We start from the raw sequence: 24,725 nt of genomic DNA on the forward strand, positions 1-24,725 counted from the left end.
TCGTCGCCCCCGAAGCTGAGGAATCTGATCTTGCCGGGGGTTTGCGCGCACACTTGAGTGCGCGGCTGCCGGACTACATGGTGCCGTCTGCGTTCGTGCGGCTGGCGGGGCTGCCGCTGACGGTGAACGGCAAGGTCGATCGGAACGCGCTGCCGGCCCCGGGCGAGGAGGCGTATGCGCATCGCGCCTACGCGCCGCCGCAGGGCGAGATCGAGACGGCGCTGGCAACAATCTGGGCCGAGCTTCTCGGTGTGGAGCGCATCGGGCGCCACGATCACTTCTTCGAACTGGGCGGCCACTCGCTGTTGGCAGTACAGATGTCGAGCCGGCTGTCGCAGGCGCAGGGTGTCGAGCTGCCGCTGCGGACGCTGTTTGCAAGACCGGTGCTGGCCGATCTGGCGGCAAGCATCGTCGAGCTGTTGAGCCGCTGCGGTCCGCAAGAGCTGCCGGCGATTGTGGCCGTGTCACGTCACGAGCCGCTTGTGCTGTCATTTGCGCAGCAGCGGCTGTGGTTTTTGGCGCAGCTGGATCAGGGCAGCACGCACTATCACGTGCCGCTGGCGTGGCGGCTGAAGGGTGGGCTCGACCGCAGCGCCTGGCAACGCAGCCTGGACCGTTTGTTTGCGCGGCATGAGGCGCTGCGCAGCGTCTTTGTCACCTCGGAAGGCAAGCTCCGGGTTGAGCTTCTGCCGGAGGAGGCGGGGCTGCCGGTCGTGGAGCACGATCTGCGGGGCAGGCTGGATGCGGACGCCGCGCTGTCGCAGCTGTGCCAGCAGGAGGCGCGCACGCCGTTTGATCTGGCGCGGGGCCCGCTGATCCGCGGCCGGCTGATCCGGCTGTCGGACGAGGCGCACGTGTTGCTGCTGACCCAGCACCACATCGTCTCGGACGGCTGGTCGCTGGGCGTGTTGGTGGGCGAGCTCACTCAGCTGTACCGGGCATTCGCGGCTGGGCAGGACGATCCGCTGCCGCCGCTTGCGATCCAGTATCCGGACTATGCTGCCTGGCAACGGCAGTGGCTGTCGGGGGAACGGCTGCAGCGCCAGGCGCAGTATTGGCGCAGCAATCTGTCCGGCGCGCCGGCCCGTCTGGCGCTGCCGACGGACCGGCCGCGGCCGGCGCAACAGTCGTTTGCCGGGGCGACGGTCCCGATCATCATTGATGCGGATCTGACGCGGGGGCTGAAGCGGCTGAGCCGGCAGCATGGCACGACATTGTTCATGACCGTGCTGGCGGGGTGGGCTGCGGTGCTGTCGCGTCTGTCGGGACAGGACGATCTTGTGATCGGGGTGCCGAGTGCCAATCGGGGGCACCGCGAGATCGAAGAGCTGATCGGCTTCTTCGTCAACACCCTGGCGCTCCGGCTGGACCTGTCGGGCGAGCCGAGCGTGTCGGAGCTGTTGGAGCGGACGCGGCGCACGGCGTTGGGAGCGCAGGAGCACCAGGAGCTGCCGTTCGAGCAGGTGGTGGAGATCGTGCAGCCGCCGCGGGCTCTTGATCATACGCCGTTGTTCCAGGTGATGCTGGCCTGGGAGAACAATGCGGTTGGGTCATTGGACCTGCCGGGGCTGAGTGTGGAAGCTGCCGGGGAAGAGATTGATCAGGTCAAGTTCGATCTGGAGCTGAGCCTTGGCGAGCAGGGTGAGGAGATCGCCGGAACGCTGGCTTATGCCACCGCGCTGTTTGATCAGACGACGATCGAGCGGCAGCGGGATTATCTGCTGGCGCTGCTGCGGGCGATGGCTGCCGATGCGCAGCAAGAGGTCGGGCGGATTGAGCTGCTGTCGGCCGCCGAGCGCACCTATCTGCTGGAGGAGCTGAACCGGACGGCGGCACCGTATCCTGCGGACAAGTGCATCCAGGAGCTGTTCGAGGCGCAGGTGCGCAAGGCGCCGGAGGCGGTGGCGCTGGTCTATCAGGACCAGCGCGTAAGCTATGGCGCGCTCAATGCGCACGCCAACCAGCTGGCGCATCATCTGATCGCCCTCGGGGTGAAGCCGGATCAGCCGGTGGCAATCTGCGTTGCGCGCAGTCCGCTGATGGTGGTGGGGCTTTTGGCGATCCTGAAGGCCGGCGGGGCGTATGTGCCGCTGGACCCGGCCTATCCGTCGGCGCGGTTGCGCCAGGTGCTGGAGGATGCGGCGCCGCGGCTGCTGCTGACCGATGCGGCGGGCCGCGCCGCCTTGGGCGATGTGGGCCTCGATGCGAGCGTGCTGGAGCTCGATGCGGCGGCACCGGCCTGGGCCAGCCTGCCGGAATCGGATCCGGATACGCGCGCGCTCGGCCTCACCTCCCGCCATCTCGCCTACGTGATCTACACCTCGGGATCCACCGGTACGCCCAAGGGCGTCATGGTCGAGCATCGGAGCTTGGTCAATCTGGGGCTGGCTCAGATAACGCTTTTGGGCGTTTGTTCAAACAGCCGAATAGTGCAGTTTGCCTCCTTTGGTTTTGATGCGAGTGTTTGGGAAATTATAATGGCGTTTGGCTCGGGAGCCGCATTGCATTTGCCTGCGGATGAGCTCTGTCAAGCGAGCACCAAGCTATCGGATTATCTGCGAAGCGAAGCCATCACGCACGCGACGTTGCCCCCAGCCTTACTTCAGCAAAGCAAGCATGTGGAATATTTGGCGTCGCAAGCTCTCATTCTTGCCGGAGAGCTGCCGAAGGCTGAACTTATCCGATGCCTGCCTGCCGCATCCATTGTCAACGGCTATGGACCGACCGAAACGACGGTTTGTGCGACGACCTGGAGTTGTCCGGCTGAGTTTGATGAGGCCATTGTCCCGATCGGCCGTCCGATCGCGAACACGCGGATCTATCTGCTGGACGATCATGGGGAGCCGGTGCCGTTCGGGGCGGTGGGCGAGCTCTGCATTGGCGGTGCGGGGGTGGCGCGGGGCTACCTGAACCGCCCTGAGCTGACGGCGGAGCGGTTCATCGCCAGCCCCTTTGTGGACGGCGACCGGCTGTACCGGACCGGCGACCTGGCACGCTACCTGGCGGGCGGCAATCTGGAGTTTTTGGGGCGCAACGACGAGCAGGTGAAGATCCGCGGCTTCCGGATCGAGCCGGGCGAGATCGCGGCGCGGCTCCTCGAGCATCCGGCGGTGGGTGATGCGGTGGTGGTGGCGCGCGAGGATGGCCGCGGCGAGCAGCGGCTCGTTGCGTATGTCGTCGCCCCCGAAGCTGAGGAATCTGATCTTGCCGGGGGTTTGCGCGCACACTTGAGTGCGCGGCTGCCGGACTACATGGTGCCGTCTGCGTTCGTGCGGCTGGCGGGGCTGCCGCTGACGGTGAACGGCAAGGTCGATCGGAACGCGCTGCCGGCCCCGGGCGAGGAGGCGTATGCGCATCGCGCCTATGCGCCGCCGCAGGGCGAGATCGAGACGGCGCTGGCAACAATCTGGGCCGAGCTTCTCGGTGTGGAGCGCATCGGGCGCCACGATCACTTCTTCGAACTGGGCGGCCACTCGCTGTTGGCAGTACAGATGTCGAGCCGGCTGTCGCAGGCGCAGGGTGTCGAGCTGCCGCTGCGGACGCTGTTTGCAAGACCGGTGCTGGCCGATCTGGCGGCAAGCATCGTCGAGCTGTTGAGCCGCTGCGGTCCGCAAGAGCTGCCGGCGATTGTGGCCGTGTCACGTCACGAGCCGCTTGTGCTGTCATTTGCGCAGCAGCGGCTGTGGTTTTTGGCGCAGCTGGATCAGGGCAGCACGCACTATCACGTGCCGCTGGCGTGGCGGCTGAAGGGTGGGCTCGACCGCAGCGCCTGGCAACGCAGCCTGGACCGTTTGTTTGCGCGGCATGAGGCGCTGCGCAGCGTCTTTGTCACCTCGGAGGGCAAGCTCCGGGTTGAGCTTCTGCCGGAGGAGGCGGGGCTGCCGGTCGTGGAGCACGATCTGCGGGGCAGGCTGGATGCGGACGCCGCGCTGTCGCAGCTGTGCCAGCAGGAGGCGCGCACGCCGTTTGATCTGGCGCGGGGCCCGCTGATCCGCGGCCGGCTGATCCGGCTGTCGGACGAGGCGCACGTGTTGCTGCTGACCCAGCACCACATCGTCTCGGACGGCTGGTCGCTGGGCGTGTTGGTGGGCGAGCTCACTCAGCTGTACCGGGCATTCGCGGCTGGGCAGGACGATCCGCTGCCGCCGCTTGCGATCCAGTATCCGGACTATGCTGCCTGGCAACGGCAGTGGCTGTCGGGGGAACGGCTGCAGCGCCAGGCGCAGTATTGGCGCAGCAATCTGTCCGGCGCGCCGGCCCGTCTGGCGCTGCCGACGGACCGGCCGCGGCCGGCGCAACAGTCGTTTGCCGGGGCGACGGTCCCGATCATCATTGATGCGGATCTGACGCGGGGGCTGAAGCGGCTGAGCCGGCAGCATGGCACGACATTGTTCATGACCGTGCTGGCGGGGTGGGCTGCGGTGCTGTCGCGTCTGTCGGGACAGGACGATCTTGTGATCGGGGTGCCGAGTGCCAATCGGGGGCACCGCGAGATCGAAGAGCTGATCGGCTTCTTCGTCAACACCCTGGCGCTCCGGCTGGACCTGTCGGGCGAGCCGAGCGTGTCGGAGCTGTTGGAGCGGACGCGGCGCACGGCGTTGGGAGCGCAGGAGCACCAGGAGCTGCCGTTCGAGCAGGTGGTGGAGATCGTGCAGCCGCCGCGGGCTCTTGATCATACGCCGTTGTTCCAGGTGATGCTGGCCTGGGAGAACAATGCGGTTGGGTCATTGGACCTGCCGGGGCTGAGTGTGGAAGCTGCCGGGGAAGAGATTGATCAGGTCAAGTTCGATCTGGAGCTGAGCCTTGGCGAGCAGGGTGAGGAGATCGCCGGAACGCTGGCTTATGCCACCGCGCTGTTTGATCAGACGACGATCGAGCGGCAGCGGGATTATCTGCTGGCGCTGCTGCGGGCGATGGCTGCCGATGCGCAGCAAGAGGTCGGGCGGATTGAGCTGCTGTCGGCCGCCGAGCGCACCTATCTGCTGGAGGAGCTGAACCGGACGGCGGCACCGTATCCTGCGGACAAGTGCATCCAGGAGCTGTTCGAGGCGCAGGTGCGCAAGGCGCCGGAGGCGGTGGCGCTGGTCTATCAGGACCAGCGCGTAAGCTATGGCGCGCTCAATGCGCACGCCAACCAGCTGGCGCATCATCTGATCGCCCTCGGGGTGAAGCCGGATCAGCCGGTGGCAATCTGCGTTGCGCGCAGTCCGCTGATGGTGGTGGGGCTTTTGGCGATCCTGAAGGCCGGCGGGGCGTATGTGCCGCTGGACCCGGCCTATCCGTCGGCGCGGTTGCGCCAGGTGCTGGAGGATGCGGCGCCGCGGCTGCTGCTGACCGATGCGGCGGGCCGCGCCGCCTTGGGCGATGTGGGCCTCGATGCGAGCGTGCTGGAGCTCGATGCGGCGGCACCGGCCTGGGCCAGCCTGCCGGAATCGGATCCGGATACGCGCGCGCTCGGCCTCACCTCCCGCCATCTCGCCTACGTGATCTACACCTCGGGATCCACCGGTACGCCCAAGGGCGTCATGGTCGAGCATCGGAGCACTGTCAACCTGCTGCATTGGAGCAGCGGCGTGTTTGCGGAATCAGAAATCAGCCGGACGCTGTTTGCCACCTCGATCAGCTTTGATCTGTCGATCTACGAGTGCTTCGTTCCACTCTCGCAAGGAACCAGGCTGCACCTTGTCGAGAATGCGCAAACGCAGTCGGATGTCTCCTTAATCAACACCGTCCCTTCGGCGATCGCCGCTCTGCTCGATCAGAAAGCAGTACCGGCTTCGACAAGCGTCATCAATTTGGCCGGCGAGCGGCTGAAGGCGGATCTCATCGCGAAGGCATTTGAGAGCAGTGGTGTCGAGAAGATCTGTAATCTGTACGGTCCTTCCGAGACAACGACCTACTCGACCTGGATTTGCATACGAAGGGGGGACGTTGTCGTTGAAACGATTGGCCGTCCGATTGCGAACACGCGTGTGTATCTGCTGGACGATCATGGGGAGCCGGTGCCGTTCGGGGCGGTGGGCGAGCTCTGCATTGGCGGTGCGGGGGTGGCGCGGGGCTACCTGAACCGCCCTGAGCTGACGGCGGAGCGGTTCATCGCCAGCCCCTTTGTGGACGGCGACCGGCTGTACCGGACCGGCGACCTGGCACGCTACCTGGCGGACGGCAATCTGGAGTTTTTGGGGCGCAACGACGAGCAGGTGAAGATCCGCGGCTTCCGGATCGAGCCGGGCGAGATCGCGGCGCGGCTCCTCGAGCATCCGGCGGTGGGTGATGCGGTGGTGGTGGCGCGCGAGGATGGCCGCGGCGAGCAGCGGCTCGTTGCGTATGTCGTCGCCCCCGAAGCTGAGGAATCTGATCTTGCCGGGGGTTTGCGCGCACACTTGAGTGCGCGGCTGCCGGACTACATGGTGCCGTCTGCGTTCGTGCGGCTGGCGGGGCTGCCGCTGACGGTGAACGGCAAGGTCGATCGGAACGCGCTGCCGGCCCCGGGCGAGGAGGCGTATGCGCATCGCGCCTACGCGCCGCCGCAGGGCGAGATCGAGACGGCACTGGCAACGATCTGGGCCGAGCTTCTCGGTGTGGAGCGCATCGGGCGCCACGATCACTTCTTCGAACTGGGCGGCCACTCGCTGTTGGCAGTACAGATGTCGAGCCGGCTGTCGCAGGCGCAGGGTGTCGAGCTGCCGCTGCGGACGCTGTTTGCAAGACCGGTGCTGGCCGATCTGGCGGCAAGCATCGTCGAGCTGTTGAGCCGCTGCGGTCCGCAAGAGCTGCCGGCGATTGTGGCCGTGTCACGTCACGAGCCGCTTGTGCTGTCATTTGCGCAGCAGCGGCTGTGGTTTTTGGCGCAGCTGGATCAGGGCAGCACGCAGTATCACATTCGGCTGGCGTGGCGGCTGAAGGGTGGGCTCGACCGCAGCGCCTGGCAACGCAGCCTGGACCGTTTGTTTGCGCGGCATGAGGCGCTGCGCAGCGTCTTTGTCACCTCGGAGGGCAAGCTCCGGGTTGAGCTTCTGCCGGAGGAGGCGGGGCTGCCGGTCGTGGAGCACGATCTGCGGGGCAGGCTGGATGCGGACGCCGCGCTGTCGCAGCTGTGCCAGCAGGAGGCGCGCACGCCGTTTGATCTGGCGCGGGGCCCGCTGATCCGCGGCCGGCTGATCCGGCTGTCGGACGAGGCGCACGTGTTGCTGCTGACCCAGCACCACATCGTCTCGGACGGCTGGTCGCTGGGCGTGTTGGTGGGCGAGCTCACTCAGCTGTACCGGGCATTCGCGGCTGGGCAGGACGATCCGCTGCCGCCGCTTGCGATCCAGTATCCGGACTATGCTGCCTGGCAACGGCAGTGGCTGTCGGGGGAACGGCTGCAGCGCCAGGCGCAGTATTGGCGCAGCAATCTGTCCGGCGCGCCGGCCCGTCTGGCGCTGCCGACGGACCGGCCGCGGCCGGCGCAACAGTCGTTTGCCGGGGCGACGGTCCCGATCATCATTGATGCGGATCTGACGCGGGGGCTGAAGCGGCTGAGCCGGCAGCATGGCACGACATTGTTCATGACCGTGCTGGCGGGGTGGGCTGCGGTGCTGTCGCGTCTGTCGGGACAGGACGATCTTGTGATCGGGGTGCCGAGTGCCAATCGGGGGCACCGCGAGATCGAAGAGCTGATCGGCTTCTTCGTCAACACCCTGGCGCTCCGGCTGGACCTGTCGGGCGAGCCGAGCGTGTCGGAGCTGTTGGAGCGGACGCGGCGCACGGCGTTGGGAGCGCAGGAGCACCAGGAGCTGCCGTTCGAGCAGGTGGTGGAGATCGTGCAGCCGCCGCGGGCTCTTGATCATACGCCGTTGTTCCAGGTGATGCTGGCCTGGGAGAACAATGCGGTTGGGTCATTGGACCTGCCGGGGCTGAGTGTGGAAGCTGCCGGGGAAGAGATTGATCAGGTCAAGTTCGATCTGGAGCTGAGCCTTGGCGAGCAGGGTGAGGAGATCGCCGGAACGCTGGCTTATGCCACCGCGCTGTTTGATCAGACGACGATCGAGCGGCAGCGGGATTATCTGCTGGCGCTGCTGCGGGCGATGGCTGCCGATGCGCAGCAAGAGGTCGGGCGGATTGAGCTGCTGTCGGCCGCCGAGCGCACCTATCTGCTGGAGGAGCTGAACCGGACGGCGGCACCGTATCCTGCGGACAAGTGCATCCAGGAGCTGTTCGAGGCGCAGGTGCGCAAGGCGCCGGAGGCGGTGGCGCTGGTCTATCAGGACCAGCGCGTAAGCTATGGCGCGCTCAATGCGCACGCCAACCAGCTGGCGCATCATCTGATCGCCCTCGGGGTGAAGCCGGATCAGCCGGTGGCAATCTGCGTTGCGCGCAGTCCGCTGATGGTGGTGGGGCTTTTGGCGATCCTGAAGGCCGGCGGGGCGTATGTGCCGCTGGACCCGGCCTATCCGTCGGCGCGGTTGCGCCAGGTGCTGGAGGATGCGGCGCCGCGGCTGCTGCTGACCGATGCGGCGGGCCGCGCCGCCTTGGGCGATGTGGGCCTCGATGCGAGCGTGCTGGAGCTCGATGCGGCGGCACCGGCCTGGGCCAGCCTGCCGGAATCGGATCCGGATACGCGCGCGCTCGGCCTCACCTCCCGCCATCTCGCCTACGTGATCTACACCTCGGGATCCACCGGTACGCCCAAGGGCGTCATGGTCGAGCATCGGAGCACTGTCAACCTGCTGCATTGGAGCAGCGGCGTGTTTGCGGAATCAGAAATCAGCCGGACGCTGTTTGCCACCTCGATCAGCTTTGATCTGTCGATCTACGAGTGCTTCGTTCCACTCTCGCAAGGAACCAGGCTGCACCTTGTCGAGAATGCGCAAACGCAGTCGGATGTCTCCTTAATCAACACCGTCCCTTCGGCGATCGCCGCTCTGCTCGATCAGAAAGCAGTACCGGCTTCGACAAGCGTCATCAATTTGGCCGGCGAGCGGCTGAAGGCGGATCTCATCGCGAAGGCATTTGAGAGCAGTGGTGTCGAGAAGATCTGTAATCTGTACGGTCCTTCCGAGACAACGACCTACTCGACCTGGATTTGCATACGAAGGGGGGACGTTGTCGTTGAAACGATTGGCCGTCCGATTGCGAACACGCGTGTGTATCTGCTGGACGATCATGGGGAGCCGGTGCCGTTCGGGGCGGTGGGCGAGCTCTGCATTGGCGGTGCGGGGGTGGCGCGGGGCTACCTGAACCGCCCTGAGCTGACGGCGGAGCGGTTCATCGCCAGCCCCTTTGTGGACGGCGACCGGCTGTACCGGACCGGCGACCTGGCACGCTACCTGGCGGACGGCAATCTGGAGTTTTGGGGGCGCAACGACGAGCAGGTGAAGATCCGCGGCTTCCGGATCGAGCCGGGCGAGATCGCGGCGCGGCTCCTCGAGCATCCGGCGGTGGGTGATGCGGTGGTGGTGGCGCGCGAGGATGGCCGCGGCGAGCAGCGGCTCGTTGCGTATGTCGTCGCCCCCGAAGCTGAGGAATCTGATCTTGCCGGGGGTTTGCGCGCACACTTGAGTGCGCGGCTGCCGGACTACATGGTGCCGTCTGCGTTCGTGCGGCTGGCGGGGCTGCCGCTGACGGTGAACGGCAAGGTCGATCGGAACGCGCTGCCGGCCCCGGGCGAGGAGGCGTATGCGCATCGCGCCTACGCGCCGCCGCAGGGCGAGATCGAGACGGCGCTGGCAACAATCTGGGCCGAGCTTCTCGGTGTGGAGCGCATCGGGCGCCACGATCACTTCTTCGAACTGGGCGGCCACTCGCTGTTGGCGGTACAGTTGATGGAGCTTCTGCGGCGGCGGTCGCTGGGCATCGAAGTGCGCACCCTGTTCGCCCAGCCGGTGCTGGCGGATCTGGCCGCAAGCCTCGGCCACCATCAGGAGGTGGCGGTCCCGGCCAACCTGATCACCGAACGGAGTGCGGCGATCACGCCACAGATGCTGCCGCTGATCGAGCTGGCACAGGACGAGATCGACCGGATCATCGCCACGGTGCCCGGCGGGGTTGGCAACATCCAGGACATTTACGGCCTGTCGCCGCTGCAGGACGGCATCCTGTTCCATCATCTGCTGGCGGCAAAGGGCGATCCATACCTGCTGGTATCGCAGATGGCGTTTGCCGAGCGTGGGCTGCTCGAGCGCTATCTTGCCGCGGTCCAGCGGGTGGTGGATCGGCATGACATCCTGCGCACCTCGTTTGTCTGGGAGGGGCTGTCGCAGCCGGCCCAGGTGGTGTGGCGGAAGGCGCAACTGGAGGTGACCGAGGTCGAGCTGGATGGCGCTCATGGTGCTGGCGCCGAGCAGCTGAGGGAGCGGTTTGATCCGCGCCGGCACCGCATCGAGCTTGGCCGGGCGCCACTGCTGCGGTTTGTGATTGCGCGCGAGCCCGGCAGCGCGCGCTGGCTGCTGCTGGAGCTGCAGCATCATCTGATCGGGGATCACACCACGCTGGACGTGATGCATGCTGAGGTCCGGGCCGAGCTGGAGGGGCGCCAGCATGAGCTGCCGGCGCCGCAGCCGTTCCGCAATCTGGTGGCGCAGGTGCATCTACGCGGTGATGCCGAGGCGGACGAAGCGTTCTTCCGGGAGCTGCTGGCCGACATCGACGAGCCGACCACGCCGTTCGGCTTGAGCGAGGTGCGCGGCGACGGCGGCGGGGTTCGTGAGGCGCATCGGTTGTTGCCGCCGGCGCTCCATGCGCGGCTGCGGGAACAGGCGCGGCGGCTGGGCGTCAGTCTGGCAAGCCTGTGCCATCTGGCGTGGGGGCAGGTGGTGGCGCGCAGCAGCGGCCGCGAGCAGGTGGTGTTCGGCACGGTGCTGTTCGGCCGCCTGCAGGGCAACGCCGGCGCCGACCGCGCCATGGGGCTGTTCATCAACACCCTGCCGCTGCGGCTTGATCTTGATGGGACTGCGGTCGAGGCGAGCGTGCGAACCACGCATGCCCGGCTGGCCGAGCTGCTGGCACATGAGCATGCCTCGCTGGCGCTGGCGCAGCGCTGCAGTGCCATTGCGGCGCCGGCGCCGCTGTTCAGCGCGTTGTTGAACTACCGCCACAACACCGCGGCGGTCGCCACCGCAACCGATGACAGTCTGGTGGGCGTGGAATGGCTGGGCGGGGAGGAGCGCACCAATTATCCGCTGACCTTGTCAGTGGAGGATTTTGGCGAGGCGCTCGGGCTGACGGCGCAGGTGGCGGAGCCTATCTCGGCGGATCGGATCTGCGGCTACATGCAGCGGGCGCTCGAGCAGCTGGCAGAGGCGCTGGAGCGGGCGCCGGACACGCCGGTGCGGGAGCTGGACATCCTGCCAGCGGACGAGCGTACCTATCTGCTGGAGGAGCTGAACCGGACGGCGGCACCGTATCCTGCGGACAAGTGCATCCAGGAGCTGTTCGAGGCGCAGGTGCGCAAGGCGCCGGAGGCGGTGGCGCTGGTCTATCAGGACCAGCGCGTAAGCTATGGCGCGCTCAATGCGCACGCCAACCAGCTGGCGCATCATCTGATCGCCCTCGGGGTGAAGCCGGATCAGCCGGTGGCAATCTGCGTTGCGCGCAGTCCGCTGATGGTGGTGGGGCTTTTGGCGATCCTGAAGGCCGGCGGGGCGTATGTGCCGCTGGACCCGGCCTATCCGTCGGCGCGGTTGCGCCAGGTGCTGGAGGATGCGGCGCCGCGGCTGCTGCTGACCGATGCGGCGGGCCGCGCCGCCTTGGGCGATGTGGGCCTCGATGCGAGCGTGCTGGAGCTCGATGCGGCGGCACCGGCCTGGGCCAGCCTGCCGGAATCGGATCCGGATACGCGCGCGCTCGGCCTCACCTCCCGCCATCTCGCCTACGTGATCTACACCTCGGGATCCACCGGTACGCCCAAGGGCGTCATGGTCGAGCATGCTCAGATCGTTCGTTTGTTCGAGGCGACGCAGGAATGGTATGGGTTCACTGAACAGGACGTATGGTGCCTGTTCCATTCCTTCTCGTTCGACTTCTCGGTGTGGGAGTTGTGGGGCGCACTGCGTTATGGCGGTCGTTTGATTCTTGTGCCGAGCGACACCGCTCGCTCTGCTCCTGACTTCGATGATCTCATCTGCAAGTCCGGCGTTACAGTTCTGAATCAGACCCCTTCGGCTTTTAAAGCTCTTGTGGATCTGGAGCGTCAGCGCGGTGCTCGAAACCGCCTTCGCTACGTTATTTTGGGTGGAGAGGCTCTGGAGCCATCGATTCTGAAGCCGTGGTATGCAAGGCATTCAGATCGTGCACCACAATTGATCAACATGTACGGTATTACGGAAACGACCGTGCATGTCACCTATCGGTCTCTTGATCAGTCTGACACCACCGATTCGGGCAGTCAGATCGGAAGGCGCATTCCCGATCTTCGGATCTATCTGCTGGACGATCATGGGGAGCCGGTGCCGTTCGGGGCGGTGGGCGAGCTCTGCATTGGCGGTGCGGGGGTGGCGCGGGGCTACCTGAACCGCCCTGAGCTGACGGCGGAGCGGTTCATCGCCAGCCCCTTTGTGGACGGCGACCGGCTGTACCGGACCGGCGACCTGGCACGCTACCTGGCGGACGGCAATCTGGAGTTTTGGGGGCGCAACGACGAGCAGGTGAAGATCCGCGGCTTCCGGATCGAGCCGGGCGAGATCGCGGCGCGGCTCCTCGAGCATCCGGCGGTGGGTGATGCGGTGGTGGTGGCGCGCGAGGATGGCCGCGGCGAGCAGCGGCTCGTTGCGTATGTCGTCGCCCCCGAAGCTGAGGAATCTGATCTTGCCGGGGGTTTGCGCGCACACTTGAGTGCGCGGCTGCCGGACTACATGGTGCCGTCTGCGTTCGTGCGGCTGGCGGGGCTGCCGCTGACGGTGAACGGCAAGGTCGATCGGAACGCGCTGCCGGCCCCGGGCGAGGAGGCGTATGCGCATCGCGCCTACGCGCCGCCGCAGGGCGAGATCGAGACCACGCTGGCACAAATCTGGGCCGAGCTTCTCGGTGTGGAGCGCATCGGGCGCCACGACAACTTCTTTGCGCTCGGCGGCCATTCCCTGCTAGCTGTGCAATTGCTCAGTCGCGCACTTGATCTTGGGCTCAAGTTCAGTGCCGCCGACCTCTTCCAAGCCCCCGTTCTAAAGGAACTTGCATCAAAGACTCAATTGGAACCACAGCCCAGCAGTTCGAGAGTGATTTGTGTTCGAGCAACCGGATTGCAGCCGCCACTGTTCTTTGTTCCCACAGGTTTGGGCGACTGCTCCTATGTCCCCAGTTTGGTCCAGGAAATGAACGTAGAATGTCCTGTCTACGCTTTGCCATGGCCCCAATTCAGTGAAGTTCGAGTTCCAGATCTTGAAGAGATAGCCTCGCAAGTAAATTTGGCGATTAGAGAGATTCAGGCACGAGGTCCATATCGATTCGCTGGATATTCATCAGGAGGAGTCTTGGCCTACGCCATTGCGCAGCAGTTACTGGATCTTGATGAAGCTGTTTCATTCATCGCTCTAATCGATGTTGTGCTACCTGCAAAACCGTCAAGCGTATCACCCACCCAAATGTTGCGAGAAGCGTTGTTGGAATCTCTCGAATTAGACGACGAGAAGTTCGAAATGCTTGAACGCTTCGCTGAACAAAGTTCAATTTCTAAGCTCCTTGAAAAGGCCCAGAAAGTTGGGGCGATCCATTTGGATCGTGATCTCGAGAACGACATTCTGACGTATGAAAGGAGCATGCAGTTTCATAGGGCGCTGGACTTGTATGAGGTACCATCCCTACCGATTGAGATACATCAGTTCTATAGCAACGAGCATCTTAGCCGTCGCGCACGATCTCGCAAAAATTCAATAGATCCAGAGGGTGCGCCCCTGCGGGGTTGGGACCGCGTTCTGAGTGCGGAGGCCATTCATGCCGTGCCAATTCCGGGCGACCACGTGACTATGATGAGTGTCCCGGAGAACCGCCGAGTTCTGGCTCGACACCTATCAACGGCCTTAACAGCCGATAGACCCCCTCCCAAGAGTAGTGGCTCATAAAATTTCAAGATCATCGCCCGGTTAACAACTGAGAGGTAAACCGGTTTCAAGTCGGAGAAAGTGGACGACAAGTAGAGCATTCCGCGCGGCAATTAGGGGTTCTTCCGCACATTTGGTGCAGGGTGCAGGATTCACGGACAGTGCAAATAAGGGCATAAGGTCGGAATCGCAGTCGACGCCCGTGATTCGCCTTGCTCCAAGCCTTCCGCTCACTGGTTTCCTCCGAGCTTTCGATTGTCGAGATCCTTCCCCAGACCAACAGGGTGGTGCTCGTAGCTCGGCCGAAGTCAGCGGTCTCGCTCTGTCCCTGTTGCGGCTGCCAGACGTGTCGCGTCCACAGCCATTACGTGCGACGCTTAGCCGATCTGCCCTGGCAGGGTCGGGTTGTCGAAATCCGGCTTCACGCGCGACGGTTTCGATGCGCGAATCTGCAATGCCCGCGTCGGATATTCACCGAGCGACTACCGGCAACGGTGCGGCCGAAAGCAAGACGCACAACCCGCCTCGGCGAGAGCCAACTGGCGATCGGCTTTGCGGTCGGCGGAGAGCCCGGCTCACGCCTGGCGCGCAAACTGGCCATGCCGGTCAGCGGCGACACCTTGCTCCGAATGATTCACTCGGCCCCGTTGCCGGATTTCGTTGCTCCGACCGTCGTCGGAATCGACGATTGGGCTTGGCGTCGTGGCCAGCGATATGGAACGATCATCTGCGATCTGGAGCGCAATTGCGTGCTTGATCTGCTTCCCGATCGTAACGCTGACAGTGTTGCGAGCTGGCTGAAGCGCTGGCCGGGGATCAAGGTCGTCGCCCGCGATCGTGCGGGACTCTATGCTGATGGCGCACGCTGCGGCGCACCCGACGCGGTGCAGGTGGCGGACCGATGGCACCTGTTCAACAGCTTGGGTGAGGCCCTGCGCCACGCGGTCGGCCGCCATCGTCACAACGTAGCCGCCGCCGTGCAAATCATGGCGTCCGCGCAACGAGCGAAGACCAGCGCTTCCGTGCCGCCGCCCGGCCTTGCACAGTTGCGGGCGGATCGAAAGGCTGCGCGACGCGAACGCTGGGATGAAATCTGCCGCCTGCGCGAGCAAGGTTGCCCGACATCCAGGATCGCCCAACTGCTCGGCGTCGACAGGCGCACTGTTCAGCGCTGGCTGGCCGCTGGCGGCGAACCGGAGCATTCGCGTCCTCACAGACCTTCACATCTTCTCGCGCCCTTCGAGGCATGGCTCGAAGCGCGGTGGGCCTCCGGCTGGCACGTGGGCCAGCAGCTCTGGCGGGAGCTTCGGCAACAGGGTTATACTGGAAGTCGTGTGACCGTCGCGCGATGGGCCGCTGACAGGCGTGCACATGCAGACGCGGGAGGAACAGCACAACCACATCTGACCTGGAAAGCTCCCACGCGTCGTCGCTGTGCTTGGTATTTGAGCCAGGATCCGGATCAGATCGACGCTGAAGCCAGGCTGTTCCTCGACCATCTGTTTGCGCAAGCTCCGGAACTCGCCACGGCGGCTGATCTGGCGAAGCGGTTTGTTTCCCTTCTCAGTGGTAGCGACATCGCCGGGCTCGATGAATGGATCGCACAAGCAGGCAACAGCGAGCTCAAGAGCTTCGCCAACGGCATCGCGCGCGACATCTATGCAGTCTGCGCGGCGGCGATCAGGGTGAGACGCCAGCGACAATCAAGGTGAGACTGCGCCGATGGGGACGGACCGAAGGGAGGGCGCAGCCCGACCGGAGGACCGTCCCCATCGGCGTCGCGCGTTTTTGGACCCGTCTGGCGGCCGGGTGCGGCTGGTGCAAGCTGTTGATTCGTCTCGACAAGGCGGGGTTCTCGAAGGCAAGCGCGTATCGAATCGAGGGCGATTGTCGCCCGCCCTCACAGAAGAAGACGCCGAGGGGCCGGCGCCGGGCCGATCCGCTCGGGCCCTATTGGGACGCCGAGATCGTTCCGATCCTGAAGGCTGCGCCCGGCATCCGCGTGATCGGCGTGCTGGACGAGCTGCGCCGACGGCATCACGAGTTGAACCCGAACATCCGCCGCACGCTGGAGCGGCGCATCAACGCCTGGCGGGCGCTCAACGGCCCAGAACAAGACGTGATCTTCCGCCAGCAGCACGAGCCCGGTCGCCTGGGTCTGTCCGACTTCACCGACGTGAGCGCGCTCGGTATTACCATCGCGGGTGAGCCGCTCGATCACCGGCTCTATCACTTCCGGTTGGCGTTCTCCGGCTTCGAGCATGCCCATGTCGTGCTCGGCGGCGAAAGCTTCGTCGCCCTGGCGGAGGGCTTGCAGAACGCGCTGTGGGCGCTTGGCGGCGTGCCGCGGGAGCATCGCAGCGACAGCCTGTCGGCAGCGTTCCGCAATCTGGCCGCCGACGCACGGGAGGATCTGACGCAGCGCTACGCCGGGCTGATGGGCCACTATGGCATGGCGCCAACGCGCAACAATGCGGGCATCGCACATGAGAACGGCTCGATCGAGAGCGCGCACGGCCATCTCAAGCGGGCACTGGAAGATGCGCTGTTGCTGCGAGGGACGCGCGACTTCGCCAGTCTCGATGCCTACCGTGCTTTTGTCGACGAGATTGTCGGCCGGCGCAACGCCAACGTCGCCAAGCCGATCGCGCTCGAGAAGGAGGCCTTGGCGCCGCTGCCAAAAGGCCGCACGACCGACTTTGAGGAGAAAGTGATCCCGGTGACGTCGTCAGGCGGCTTCATCCTGCGGCGCGTGTTCTACACCGTGCCTTCAAGATTGATCGGCCATCGCCTGCGCGTGCGCATCTTCGACGACCGGCTCGAATGCTTCGTTGGTGTCACGCCGGTCGTGACGCTGCGGCGCGGTCGGCCTGTGTCCGAGCGCCAGGGCGGTCATGTTGTGGATTACCGGCACGTCATCCATGCCCTGCGGCGCAAGCCAATGGCGCTCCTCAATCTCGTTTATCGCGACCAACTCTTCCCGCGTGCAGCTTACAAACGTCTGTTCGAGACCTTGCGGGAGCATGGTGATGACCGGCGCGCTTGCAAGGTGACGGTCGAGCTTCTGGCGCTGGCTCACGAGCGCGCCTGCGAAGCAGAGAGCTGGCTCCGCAAATTCGGACAGTAGCTTGAGTGGATTTTCTGCCTGACAGCGGCGAGGATTCTTGCCGCGAATCAGGAGCGAAGATGACGAAGAAGAGCCGCCGGATGCATTCTCCGGCATTCAAGGCGAAGGTTGCTTTGGCTGCGGTCAAAGGCGACAAGACGCTGGCGGAGCTGGCGCAACTGTTTGATGTTCATCCGAACCAGATCACGATCTGGAAAAACCAGCTCCTGGAAGGCGCCGCCGGCGTGTTTGGGCATGACAAGGCGTCGGCCGAGACGCCGGTCGATTTGAAGGCGTTACATGCCAAGATCGGCGAGCTGGCGTTGGAAAACGATTTTTTGTCCGGCGCGCTCACCAAGGCGGGCCTGCTGAGCGCAAAGCGATGATCGACCGCGGTCATGATCTTTCTATCGTGCGCCAGGCGAAGGTCCTGAAGCTGGCTCGCAGCACGGTCTACTATGAACCTCGGCCAGTTTCGGCCGAGGACCTTGCCTTGATGCGTCGGCTCGATGAGCTGCATCTCGATTATCCCTTCGCGGGAGCGCGTATGCAGCGATCGTTGCTGCGGCGGGAGGGCGTATACGCCGGTCGCCGCCACATCGCGACGCTGATGAAGCGCATGGGGATCGAGGCGGTCTATCGTCGCCCGAACACGAGTAAGCCGGCACCGGGTCACAAGATCTACCCGTACCTGTTGCGCGGATTGAAGATCGAGCGGCCCGACCAGGCGTGGGCAATGGACATCACCTACATTCCGATGCGGCGTGGCTTCGTCTATCTCGCGGCGGTCGTCGATGTGTTCAGCCGACGGGTCCTGGCCCATCGCGTCTCGATCACAATGGAGGCGGCCTTCTGCGTCGAAGCGGTCCAGGAGGCGTTGGCGAAGCACGGCAGGCCCGAGATTTTCAACACGGACCAGGGCAGCCAGTTCACCAGCCTCGAGTTCACCGATGTGCTGCTGGACGCGAAGATCGCCATCAGCATGGACGGCAAGGGCGCCTGGCGCGACAACGTGTTTGTCGAGCGGCTCTGGCGCACGGTCAAATACGAAGAAGTTTATCTCCGCGCCTACGACAGCGTGTCCGAGGCGCGAGCGTCAATTGCCAAGTATCTGGCCTTCTACAATCAGGGACGCCCTCACTCGAGCCTTGACGGGCGCACGCCCGACGAGGCTTACTTCGGCACGCAAGCTATGGTGATGGCCGCATGACCGTCGCCGACGATTTTGTCGTCGCTCTGGTCGGGCTACGCCCTCCCGACGCAACGACAAAATCGTAAGGCCCCGCGTTCAGCATAACCCGGCAGGAATCCACTTAAATCCCGCGGGGCGCTGTCCAAACAACCGGCGCCAGCTCTGCAGAACTCGCCGAGGTGATCGCGATGGATCTGGACGCCGGACAGTTACCCGATCTTGCCGCTCTGCGCGACCGCTTCCGACCTGAGGCGGCCTCGATCCCGCGAGTCGCCGTCAAGCTGGCGCCGCTCGACGTCTACGATGAACTCGCCTGCGTCAGCGTCATGTCAGGCCGCTCGAACCTGGGAGAGGCTGCATGACTGGTATCGCTACCTCCGTCGATACTGCCCGTGTCGAGCTGCTTCTCAATGAGCTCCGCCTGCCGGGCGTCAAGGCGATCTGGCCGAAGCTCGCTGCACAGTCGGACAAGGAAGGGTGGCCTGCCGCCCGCTTCCTCGCCGCCCTTGCCGAGCACGAGGCGGCCGATCGCACCCGCCGTCGGATCGAGCGACACATGGTGGAAGCGCGTTTGCCCGCCGGCAAGACGCTCGCCACCTTCGACTTCGAAAGTGTGCCGATGCTATCAAAGGCACAGGCGATGGCGCTCGCCGCTGGCGACGCCTGGTTGAAGGCCGGCGCCAATTTGCTCTTGTTCGGTCCACCGGGCGGCGGCAAGACCCATCTCGGCACGGCGATCGGCCTGGCTCTCGTCGAGAACGGTTGGCGCGTTCTCTTCGCGCGCACCACTGATCTGGTGCAACGGCTGCAGGTCGCGCGGCGCGAGCTGGCGCTGGAGTCCGCGATCGCCAAACTCGATCGCTATGACCTCCTGATCCTCGACGACATCACATATGTGAGCAAGGATCAGGCGGAAACCAGTGTGCTGTTCGAGTTGATCGCCGCCCGCTACGAACGACGCTCGCTGCTGATCACGGCCAATCAGCCATTTGGCGAATGGGGGCGTATCTTCCCGGACCAGGCAATGACGTTGGCTGCCATCGATCGTTTGGTCCACCACGCCACGATCCTCGAGATGAACGTCGAAAGTTACCGTCGAAAAGTTGCCCTCGATCGCAAGCGCGGTCCAGGCCGGCCGCCCGTTCATACGACCCCCAACGAACTCGACAAGGCAACGATTGACGCTGGCAATCCTGCGTGATTGTCGCGCAGCGTCAATCAAGGCTTGCCAAACCCGCGGCCAGCGTCAATGATCCGCCCACTCGGCTGCCTTGTCTCATCTTGATTGACGCGCCACTCTCATCCTGATTGATGTGGTGGAACGGCCCGCTCCGACAGCATCATCGTGCTAAAACGTGGTCGTTGTTCGAACGCCACAAGGAGGGACCGTTCCATGAAGCAGGTTAGCACCATCGGGTTGGATTTGGCGAAGCACATTTTTCAAGTTCACGGCGCGGGTGCCGATGGCTCGCCGGTGTTCAACCGGAGACTACGGCGCAGCGAGGTCCTGCATTTCTTCTCGAAGCAGCCGGCCTGCCTTGTCGGAATAGAAGCCTGTGGCAGCGCTCACTATTGGGCACGCGAGATTGCAACTCTCGGCCATGAAGTGCGGCTGATCCCACCAGCTTACGTCAAGCCGTTTGTGAAGCGTGGAAAAACGGATGCGGCGGATGCCGAGGCCATCAGCGAAGCCGTGACTCGCAAGACCATGCGCTTCGTTCCGATCAAAACGGCCGAGCAACAAGCCGGAACGATGGTCCTGAAGAGTCGCGCACTTCTGGTGAAACAGCAAACGCAGACGATCAACGCCCTGCGCTCGCATCTGGCTGAGTTGGGCATCATTGCCGCCGCCGGCCGGACAAAGGTCGAGGCGTTGGTTGCAATCGTACGGGATGTAGCAGATATCCGCTTGCCTGCGGCAGCGCGCTTCGCGCTGACGGCAGTTGCCGATCAGATCGAGGCTCAGGCGGACCAGATTGACAAGCTCGAGCGAGCCATTGTTGCTGCGGCAAGGACCGACAAGGACATGCGCCGACTGACTACCATCCCCGGCATTGGAGCCATTACAGCGGCGACCATCAAGGCGCTGGTGCCAGATTCCGGCGGCTTCAAATCCGCTCGTCACTTTGCTGCCTGGCTGGGACTGACGCCGCGACAGCATTCGAGTGGGGGCAAGGAGCGGATGGGGCGAATCTCGAAGATGGGAAACCCCGAACTTCGGAGCCTCCTCGTTCTTGGGGCGACATCCGTCCTGCGAATTGCCCGGAAGGCTGATCGGGCGCCGCCATGGTTGAAGTCGCTGCTCGCCAGACGTCCGTACAAGGTGGCAGCGGTCGCACTGGCCAACAAGACAGCGCGAATTGCCTGGGCGCTCTTGAACAGGGGTGGGATTTATCGGCATCCGGAGACGCTAGCGACGACTACGCCTGCCGCTTGATGAATACAGCAGTTGTCAAAGAGATCTGACCGGCGCGGGCCGGCAGAGGGCAAGGAGCAATAACAGGCGATGAACCCACGGGACGAAATCCCGACACGAGTGAGGCTGGCGCGACAATGCGCTTCAAGCGCGTCTGATTGATTTAGCCCCTTGTGTCGCGGACTTCATCGAGGCCAGCGGTCATGCGCCGCGCTTTACAGGCCGTATACATGACCGCACCGCTCCCATGTGTGAAGTCGACTGAGAAAGCTCTTGCGCCCGCGGGCCGTTCCATACATGTCGCGCTATAGTCTGAAGGACGGTTGGCTTGACGAACACACCGCGTGGCAGAGGCGCGATCTGTCGGCGAAGCGCTACGTCTACATCTGGGCCGATGGCATCCATCTCCAAGCACGCCTCGAAGACGAAAAGCAGTGCATCCTGGTGCTGATCGGCGCGACGCCGGAAGGCCGCAAGGAACTGGTCGGCTTCACCGATGGCGCCCGCGAGAGCGCGCAGGACTGGCGCGATCTGCTGCTCGACCTGAAGCGGCGCGGGCTCGGCGTGCCGCCGCGGCTCACCATCGCCGACGGCGCGCTCGGGTTCTGGAAGGCCGCCGGCGAGGTCTGGCCGAAAACGCGCGAGCAGCGCTGCTGGGTACACAAGACCGCCAACGTGATCGCCAAGTTGCCGAAGAGCCAGCAGCCTAAAGCCAAACGCGCGTTGCAGGAGATCTGGATGGCCGAAACCAAGGCCGCCGCCGAGCTGGCGTTCGACGCCTTCATCGAGAGCTACACGCCCAAATACGAGAAGGCGGCCGACTGCCTGAGCAAGGATCGGGACACGCTACTGGCGTTCTACGACTTCCCGGCCGAACACTGGAAACACCTGCGGACCACCAATCCCATTGAAAGCACCTTCGCTACCGTGCGCCACCGCACGATCCGATCGAAGGGCTGCCTGTCCAACAGAACGGCGCTCGCGATGGTCTTCAAACTGCTTGAGGCCGCGCAGAAAAGCTGGCGTCGTCTCGATGGCCACAACCAGTTGCCAAAACTCGTTCTCGGTGTGACATTCAACGACGGGATCGAGGTCATCGCCAAACCGACTGACCGTCCGTAAGCGCTCCTTTCTACGCACCTATGCAGTTGAGCGCGGGGATGGGATGAGGTGTCCACCATGAGCGAGGTGGACACGATCGATGATCACTCCAGAAGAACCTTTGAGACTTGAGACGGTCGGCGTGTTGCGCAATGGCCGGCGTCGCTATGATCCGGCCAGCAAACAGCGGCTGGTCGAGGCCTGTCTGCAGTCTGGCGTGTCGCTGGCGGGGCTTGCGCTGCAACACGGCGTGAACGCGAACCTGCTGCGCAAGTGGGTGGCCAAGCGACAACTTCAGAACGGGGATGGCCAGCCGGAGGCGCGGGCGCCGATTGCGCCAGCCTTTATTCCGGTTCGCGCGCCGTCGCCGTCGCCAACTCGATCTGCTGGCGCGATTGCGGTTTGCGCGACGGAGCGATCCTGTGCAGGGCGGCTGACGGCATCGATGCCCAACGGCGTGACGCTTTCGCTGGAAGGCGGCGACGCGCAGTTGCTGTCGGCGGTGATTGAAGCGCTGGGGCGTTGCGATGTTCCGACTGGCGTCTGATCTTCGGGTCTACCTTCACCGCGAACCGATTGACTTCCGGGCGGGCATCAACAGCCTGGCGATCGTGGTCGAGCAGTCGATGGGGCTGGATCCGTTCCAGCGCGCGGTGTTCGCGTTCTGCAATCGTCGCCGCGACCGGATCAAGCTGCTGATTTATGATCGGTCAGGATTTTGGATGCTGCTGAAGCGGCTGGAGGCCGACAGATTCCACTGGCCCCGAAGTCAGGAGGCGGTGCTGACGCTGACGACGGAGGAGCTGCACTGGCTGCTTGACGGCATCAACATCGCGGCGGTGCGTCGTCATCCGGTGCGGCAATATCAGAGCGTGGGCTGAGCGTGTTCGATGCGGGCGGCGTCATCGGGCTTCGGCATGGCCGTTCTCAGATGACGCGGCCGAAGACATGACGAAGACATGGGAGCCCGGTTGACGCGGCGGCATGACTTCGATTCAAGACTCCGATGAGTCGCAAGCCCACGACGCACGAACTGGAAGCCTTGATCGCGGCGCACGCGGCCGAGATCGCGGCGCTGAAGGCCGAAAACGAGAAACTCGCACAACGCGTGCTGCATCTAGAGGAGCAGTTGCGCCTGGAGCGCCTGCACCGGTATGCGCCGAAGAGCGAAAAGCTCAAGGAGCGCATCTTCAACGAAGCCGAGCAGGCCGCCGCTGAAAGCCGGGACGACGACGATGTCGAGGCGGTCGCCGTGCCGGACACGGGATTGCCGGAGGCTCCAAAGCCGGCGCCGAAGGCACGCGGCCGCAAGCCGCTGCCTGACGATCTGCCGCGCCAACGCGTCGAACACGATCTGGGTGAGGATCAAAAGGACTGTCCGTGCTGCCATAATCGGATGCATCGGATGGGCGAGACCGTCACCGAGCAGTTGCACGTCGAGGTCAAGGCGTCGGTGCTGCAACATGTGCGGTTCAAATATGCCTGCCGTCACTGCGAGCGCACCGCGCTGAACACCCCGATTGTGACCGCGCCGATGCCGGCGCAGCCGCTGCCGGGTAGCGTCGCCACGCCATCGACGCTGGCGCTGGTGCTCGCCAACAAATACGTCGACGGCACGCCGCTGTACCGTGTGGCGGACGCGCTGGGGCGCGCCGACGTCAGCATCAGCCGCGGGACGCTGGGCAACTGGGTGATCCGGGCGAGCGAGTTGCATCTGCATCGGGTCTATGACGCGCTACAGCAAAAGCTCATGTCGCAGCCCCTGGTCCACGGCGACGAAACCTGGGTCCAGGTTCTTAAAGAGGACGGCCGTGATGCGCAGGCCAAATCCTTCATGTGGGCCTATCGCAGCGGCCAGGACTGCGCGCAGCCGGTCGTGCTGTTCGATTACCAGCCCGGTCGCGGCCAGCAACATCCTCAGGCCTTCCTGGCCGGCTATCGCGGCTTGTTGATGAGCGACGGCTATGACGCCTGGCGCACGCTGACAGGCGCGACCCATCTCGGCTGTATGGCGCATGCGCGCAGGAAATTTACCGATGCGCTCAAGGCCAGGACAAAGCCTGGCGGTCCGCCATTGCAGGCGCTCAAGTTCTTCGAGGCGTTGTACGAGGTCGAGAGGGTGGCGCGCCAGACGCCGCCCGACGGCGAAACGCGCGCCGCATACACCTTGCGGCTGCGCCAGCAGCATAGCCTGCCGGTATTGGCCGCCTTCCGGACCTGGCTCGACGACCAGGCGCCGAAGGTGCTACCCGAAAGCTTGACCGGCAAGGCGATCGCCTATGCACGCAACCAATGGGATTATCTGACCCGTTACACCAGTGACGGTCTCGCCCCGATCGATAACAATGTTCTGGAGCGCGACATCAGGCCGTTTTGCACCGGACGAAAAAGTTGGCTGTTCAGCGACACCGTTGCCGGCGCCAAGGCAAGCGCCGTGATCTACAGTTTGGTGCTGACATGCCGGGCATGCGGCGTCGATCCCTATGCATGGCTACGTCACGCGCTCACCGAATTGCCCCAACGCGCGCCAGACGCCGATATCGAAGATCTGTTGCCGTTCAATTGCACCGCTCAAAAAAACCTGCCAGCTGACAACGACAGCGGCTGACCGTCAAACGCTCAGGATCAATCAAGCCGTTCCGATGATCCCGCTGGGCCCCGGCGCCACGCGACGCCGCGGCCAGCCGCGCGCGCAGCCTGTGCAGTAAAATGCGCGCTTACTGACCGTCAGCCCATAACCGCCGCCGCCTGACCGGCCGCGCCGTCACCAAAATTTGGCGATAGCTCGATGCTGACCGTGCGCGACGCGATTCCCAAAGCCCGGGAATTGGCCACAGCCGAGTTCGCGACGCTGCGCTGGTTCCGGTCCTTCGTGCCCGGGGGCCCAGGCCGTCG

9 protein-coding genes and 2 pseudogenes (1 of these 11 only partly in view) are annotated in these 24,725 nt (G+C 64.4%); all 11 read left to right on the top strand.

Annotated elements, in window-relative coordinates; all coding sequences use genetic code 11:
• Positions 1–14,036, top strand: the final stretch of a protein-coding gene (locus HAP54_RS51655; protein ID WP_283843040.1) for a non-ribosomal peptide synthase/polyketide synthase. Its footprint begins 22,189 nt before the window's first position; the window shows 14,036 of its 36,225 coding nt (coding positions 22,190–36,225); the start codon falls outside the window, past its left edge; its stop codon occupies positions 14,034–14,036.
• Between the two features lie 266 nt (positions 14,037–14,302).
• On the top strand, positions 14,303–15,727 hold the full coding sequence (locus tag HAP54_RS51660) for an ISL3 family transposase (protein ID WP_224497217.1): 1,425 nt from the start codon (positions 14,303–14,305) through the stop codon (positions 15,725–15,727).
• A gap of 131 nt (positions 15,728–15,858) precedes the next feature.
• Positions 15,859–17,115 (top strand): annotated as a pseudogene (gene istA, locus HAP54_RS51665) (IS21 family transposase); the annotation flags it as partial.
• An 86-nt stretch (positions 17,116–17,201) separates the two neighbouring features.
• Positions 17,202–18,331 (top strand): IS3-like element ISRj2 family transposase gene (locus HAP54_RS51670; RefSeq protein ID WP_166204126.1). Its coding sequence is split into 2 segments (ribosomal slippage): positions 17,202–17,454 and positions 17,454–18,331, totalling 1,131 coding nucleotides; the frame shifts between segments, so codons are not numbered across the junction.
• A gap of 170 nt (positions 18,332–18,501) precedes the next feature.
• A complete protein-coding gene (locus tag HAP54_RS51675) occupies positions 18,502–18,675 on the top strand; it encodes a hypothetical protein (RefSeq protein WP_166308644.1) in 174 nt (57 codons plus the stop codon).
• Positions 18,672–19,514, top strand: coding sequence for an IS21-like element helper ATPase IstB (gene istB / locus HAP54_RS51680; protein ID WP_166214584.1), 843 nt, complete (start codon positions 18,672–18,674; stop codon positions 19,512–19,514). The genes HAP54_RS51675 and istB overlap by 4 nt, the downstream gene beginning before the upstream one ends.
• A 192-nt stretch (positions 19,515–19,706) precedes the next feature.
• Positions 19,707–20,750, top strand: coding sequence for an IS110 family transposase (locus tag HAP54_RS51685; RefSeq protein ID WP_166308647.1), 1,044 nt, complete (start codon positions 19,707–19,709; stop codon positions 20,748–20,750).
• Between the two features lie 291 nt (positions 20,751–21,041).
• Positions 21,042–21,851: pseudogene (locus tag HAP54_RS51690) on the top strand (IS256 family transposase); the annotation flags it as partial.
• A 79-nt stretch (positions 21,852–21,930) separates the two neighbouring features.
• Entirely contained in the window at positions 21,931–22,377 is a 447-nt protein-coding gene (gene tnpA, locus HAP54_RS51695) for an IS66-like element accessory protein TnpA (protein WP_166205731.1), read from the top strand.
• A complete protein-coding gene (gene tnpB / locus HAP54_RS51700) occupies positions 22,358–22,711 on the top strand; it encodes an IS66 family insertion sequence element accessory protein TnpB (RefSeq protein ID WP_166205730.1) in 354 nt (117 codons plus the stop codon). Before tnpA ends, tnpB begins: the two co-directional genes overlap by 20 nt.
• A 125-nt stretch (positions 22,712–22,836) precedes the next feature.
• On the top strand, positions 22,837–24,438 hold the full coding sequence (tnpC, locus tag HAP54_RS51705; protein ID WP_166205729.1) for an IS66 family transposase: 1,602 nt from the start codon (positions 22,837–22,839) through the stop codon (positions 24,436–24,438).
• The last annotated feature ends 287 nt before the right edge of the window (positions 24,439–24,725 follow it).

The sequence above is a fragment of the Bradyrhizobium sp. 2S1 genome, assembly GCF_011516625.5.
GTDB lineage: Bacteria > Pseudomonadota > Alphaproteobacteria > Rhizobiales > Xanthobacteraceae > Bradyrhizobium > Bradyrhizobium septentrionale.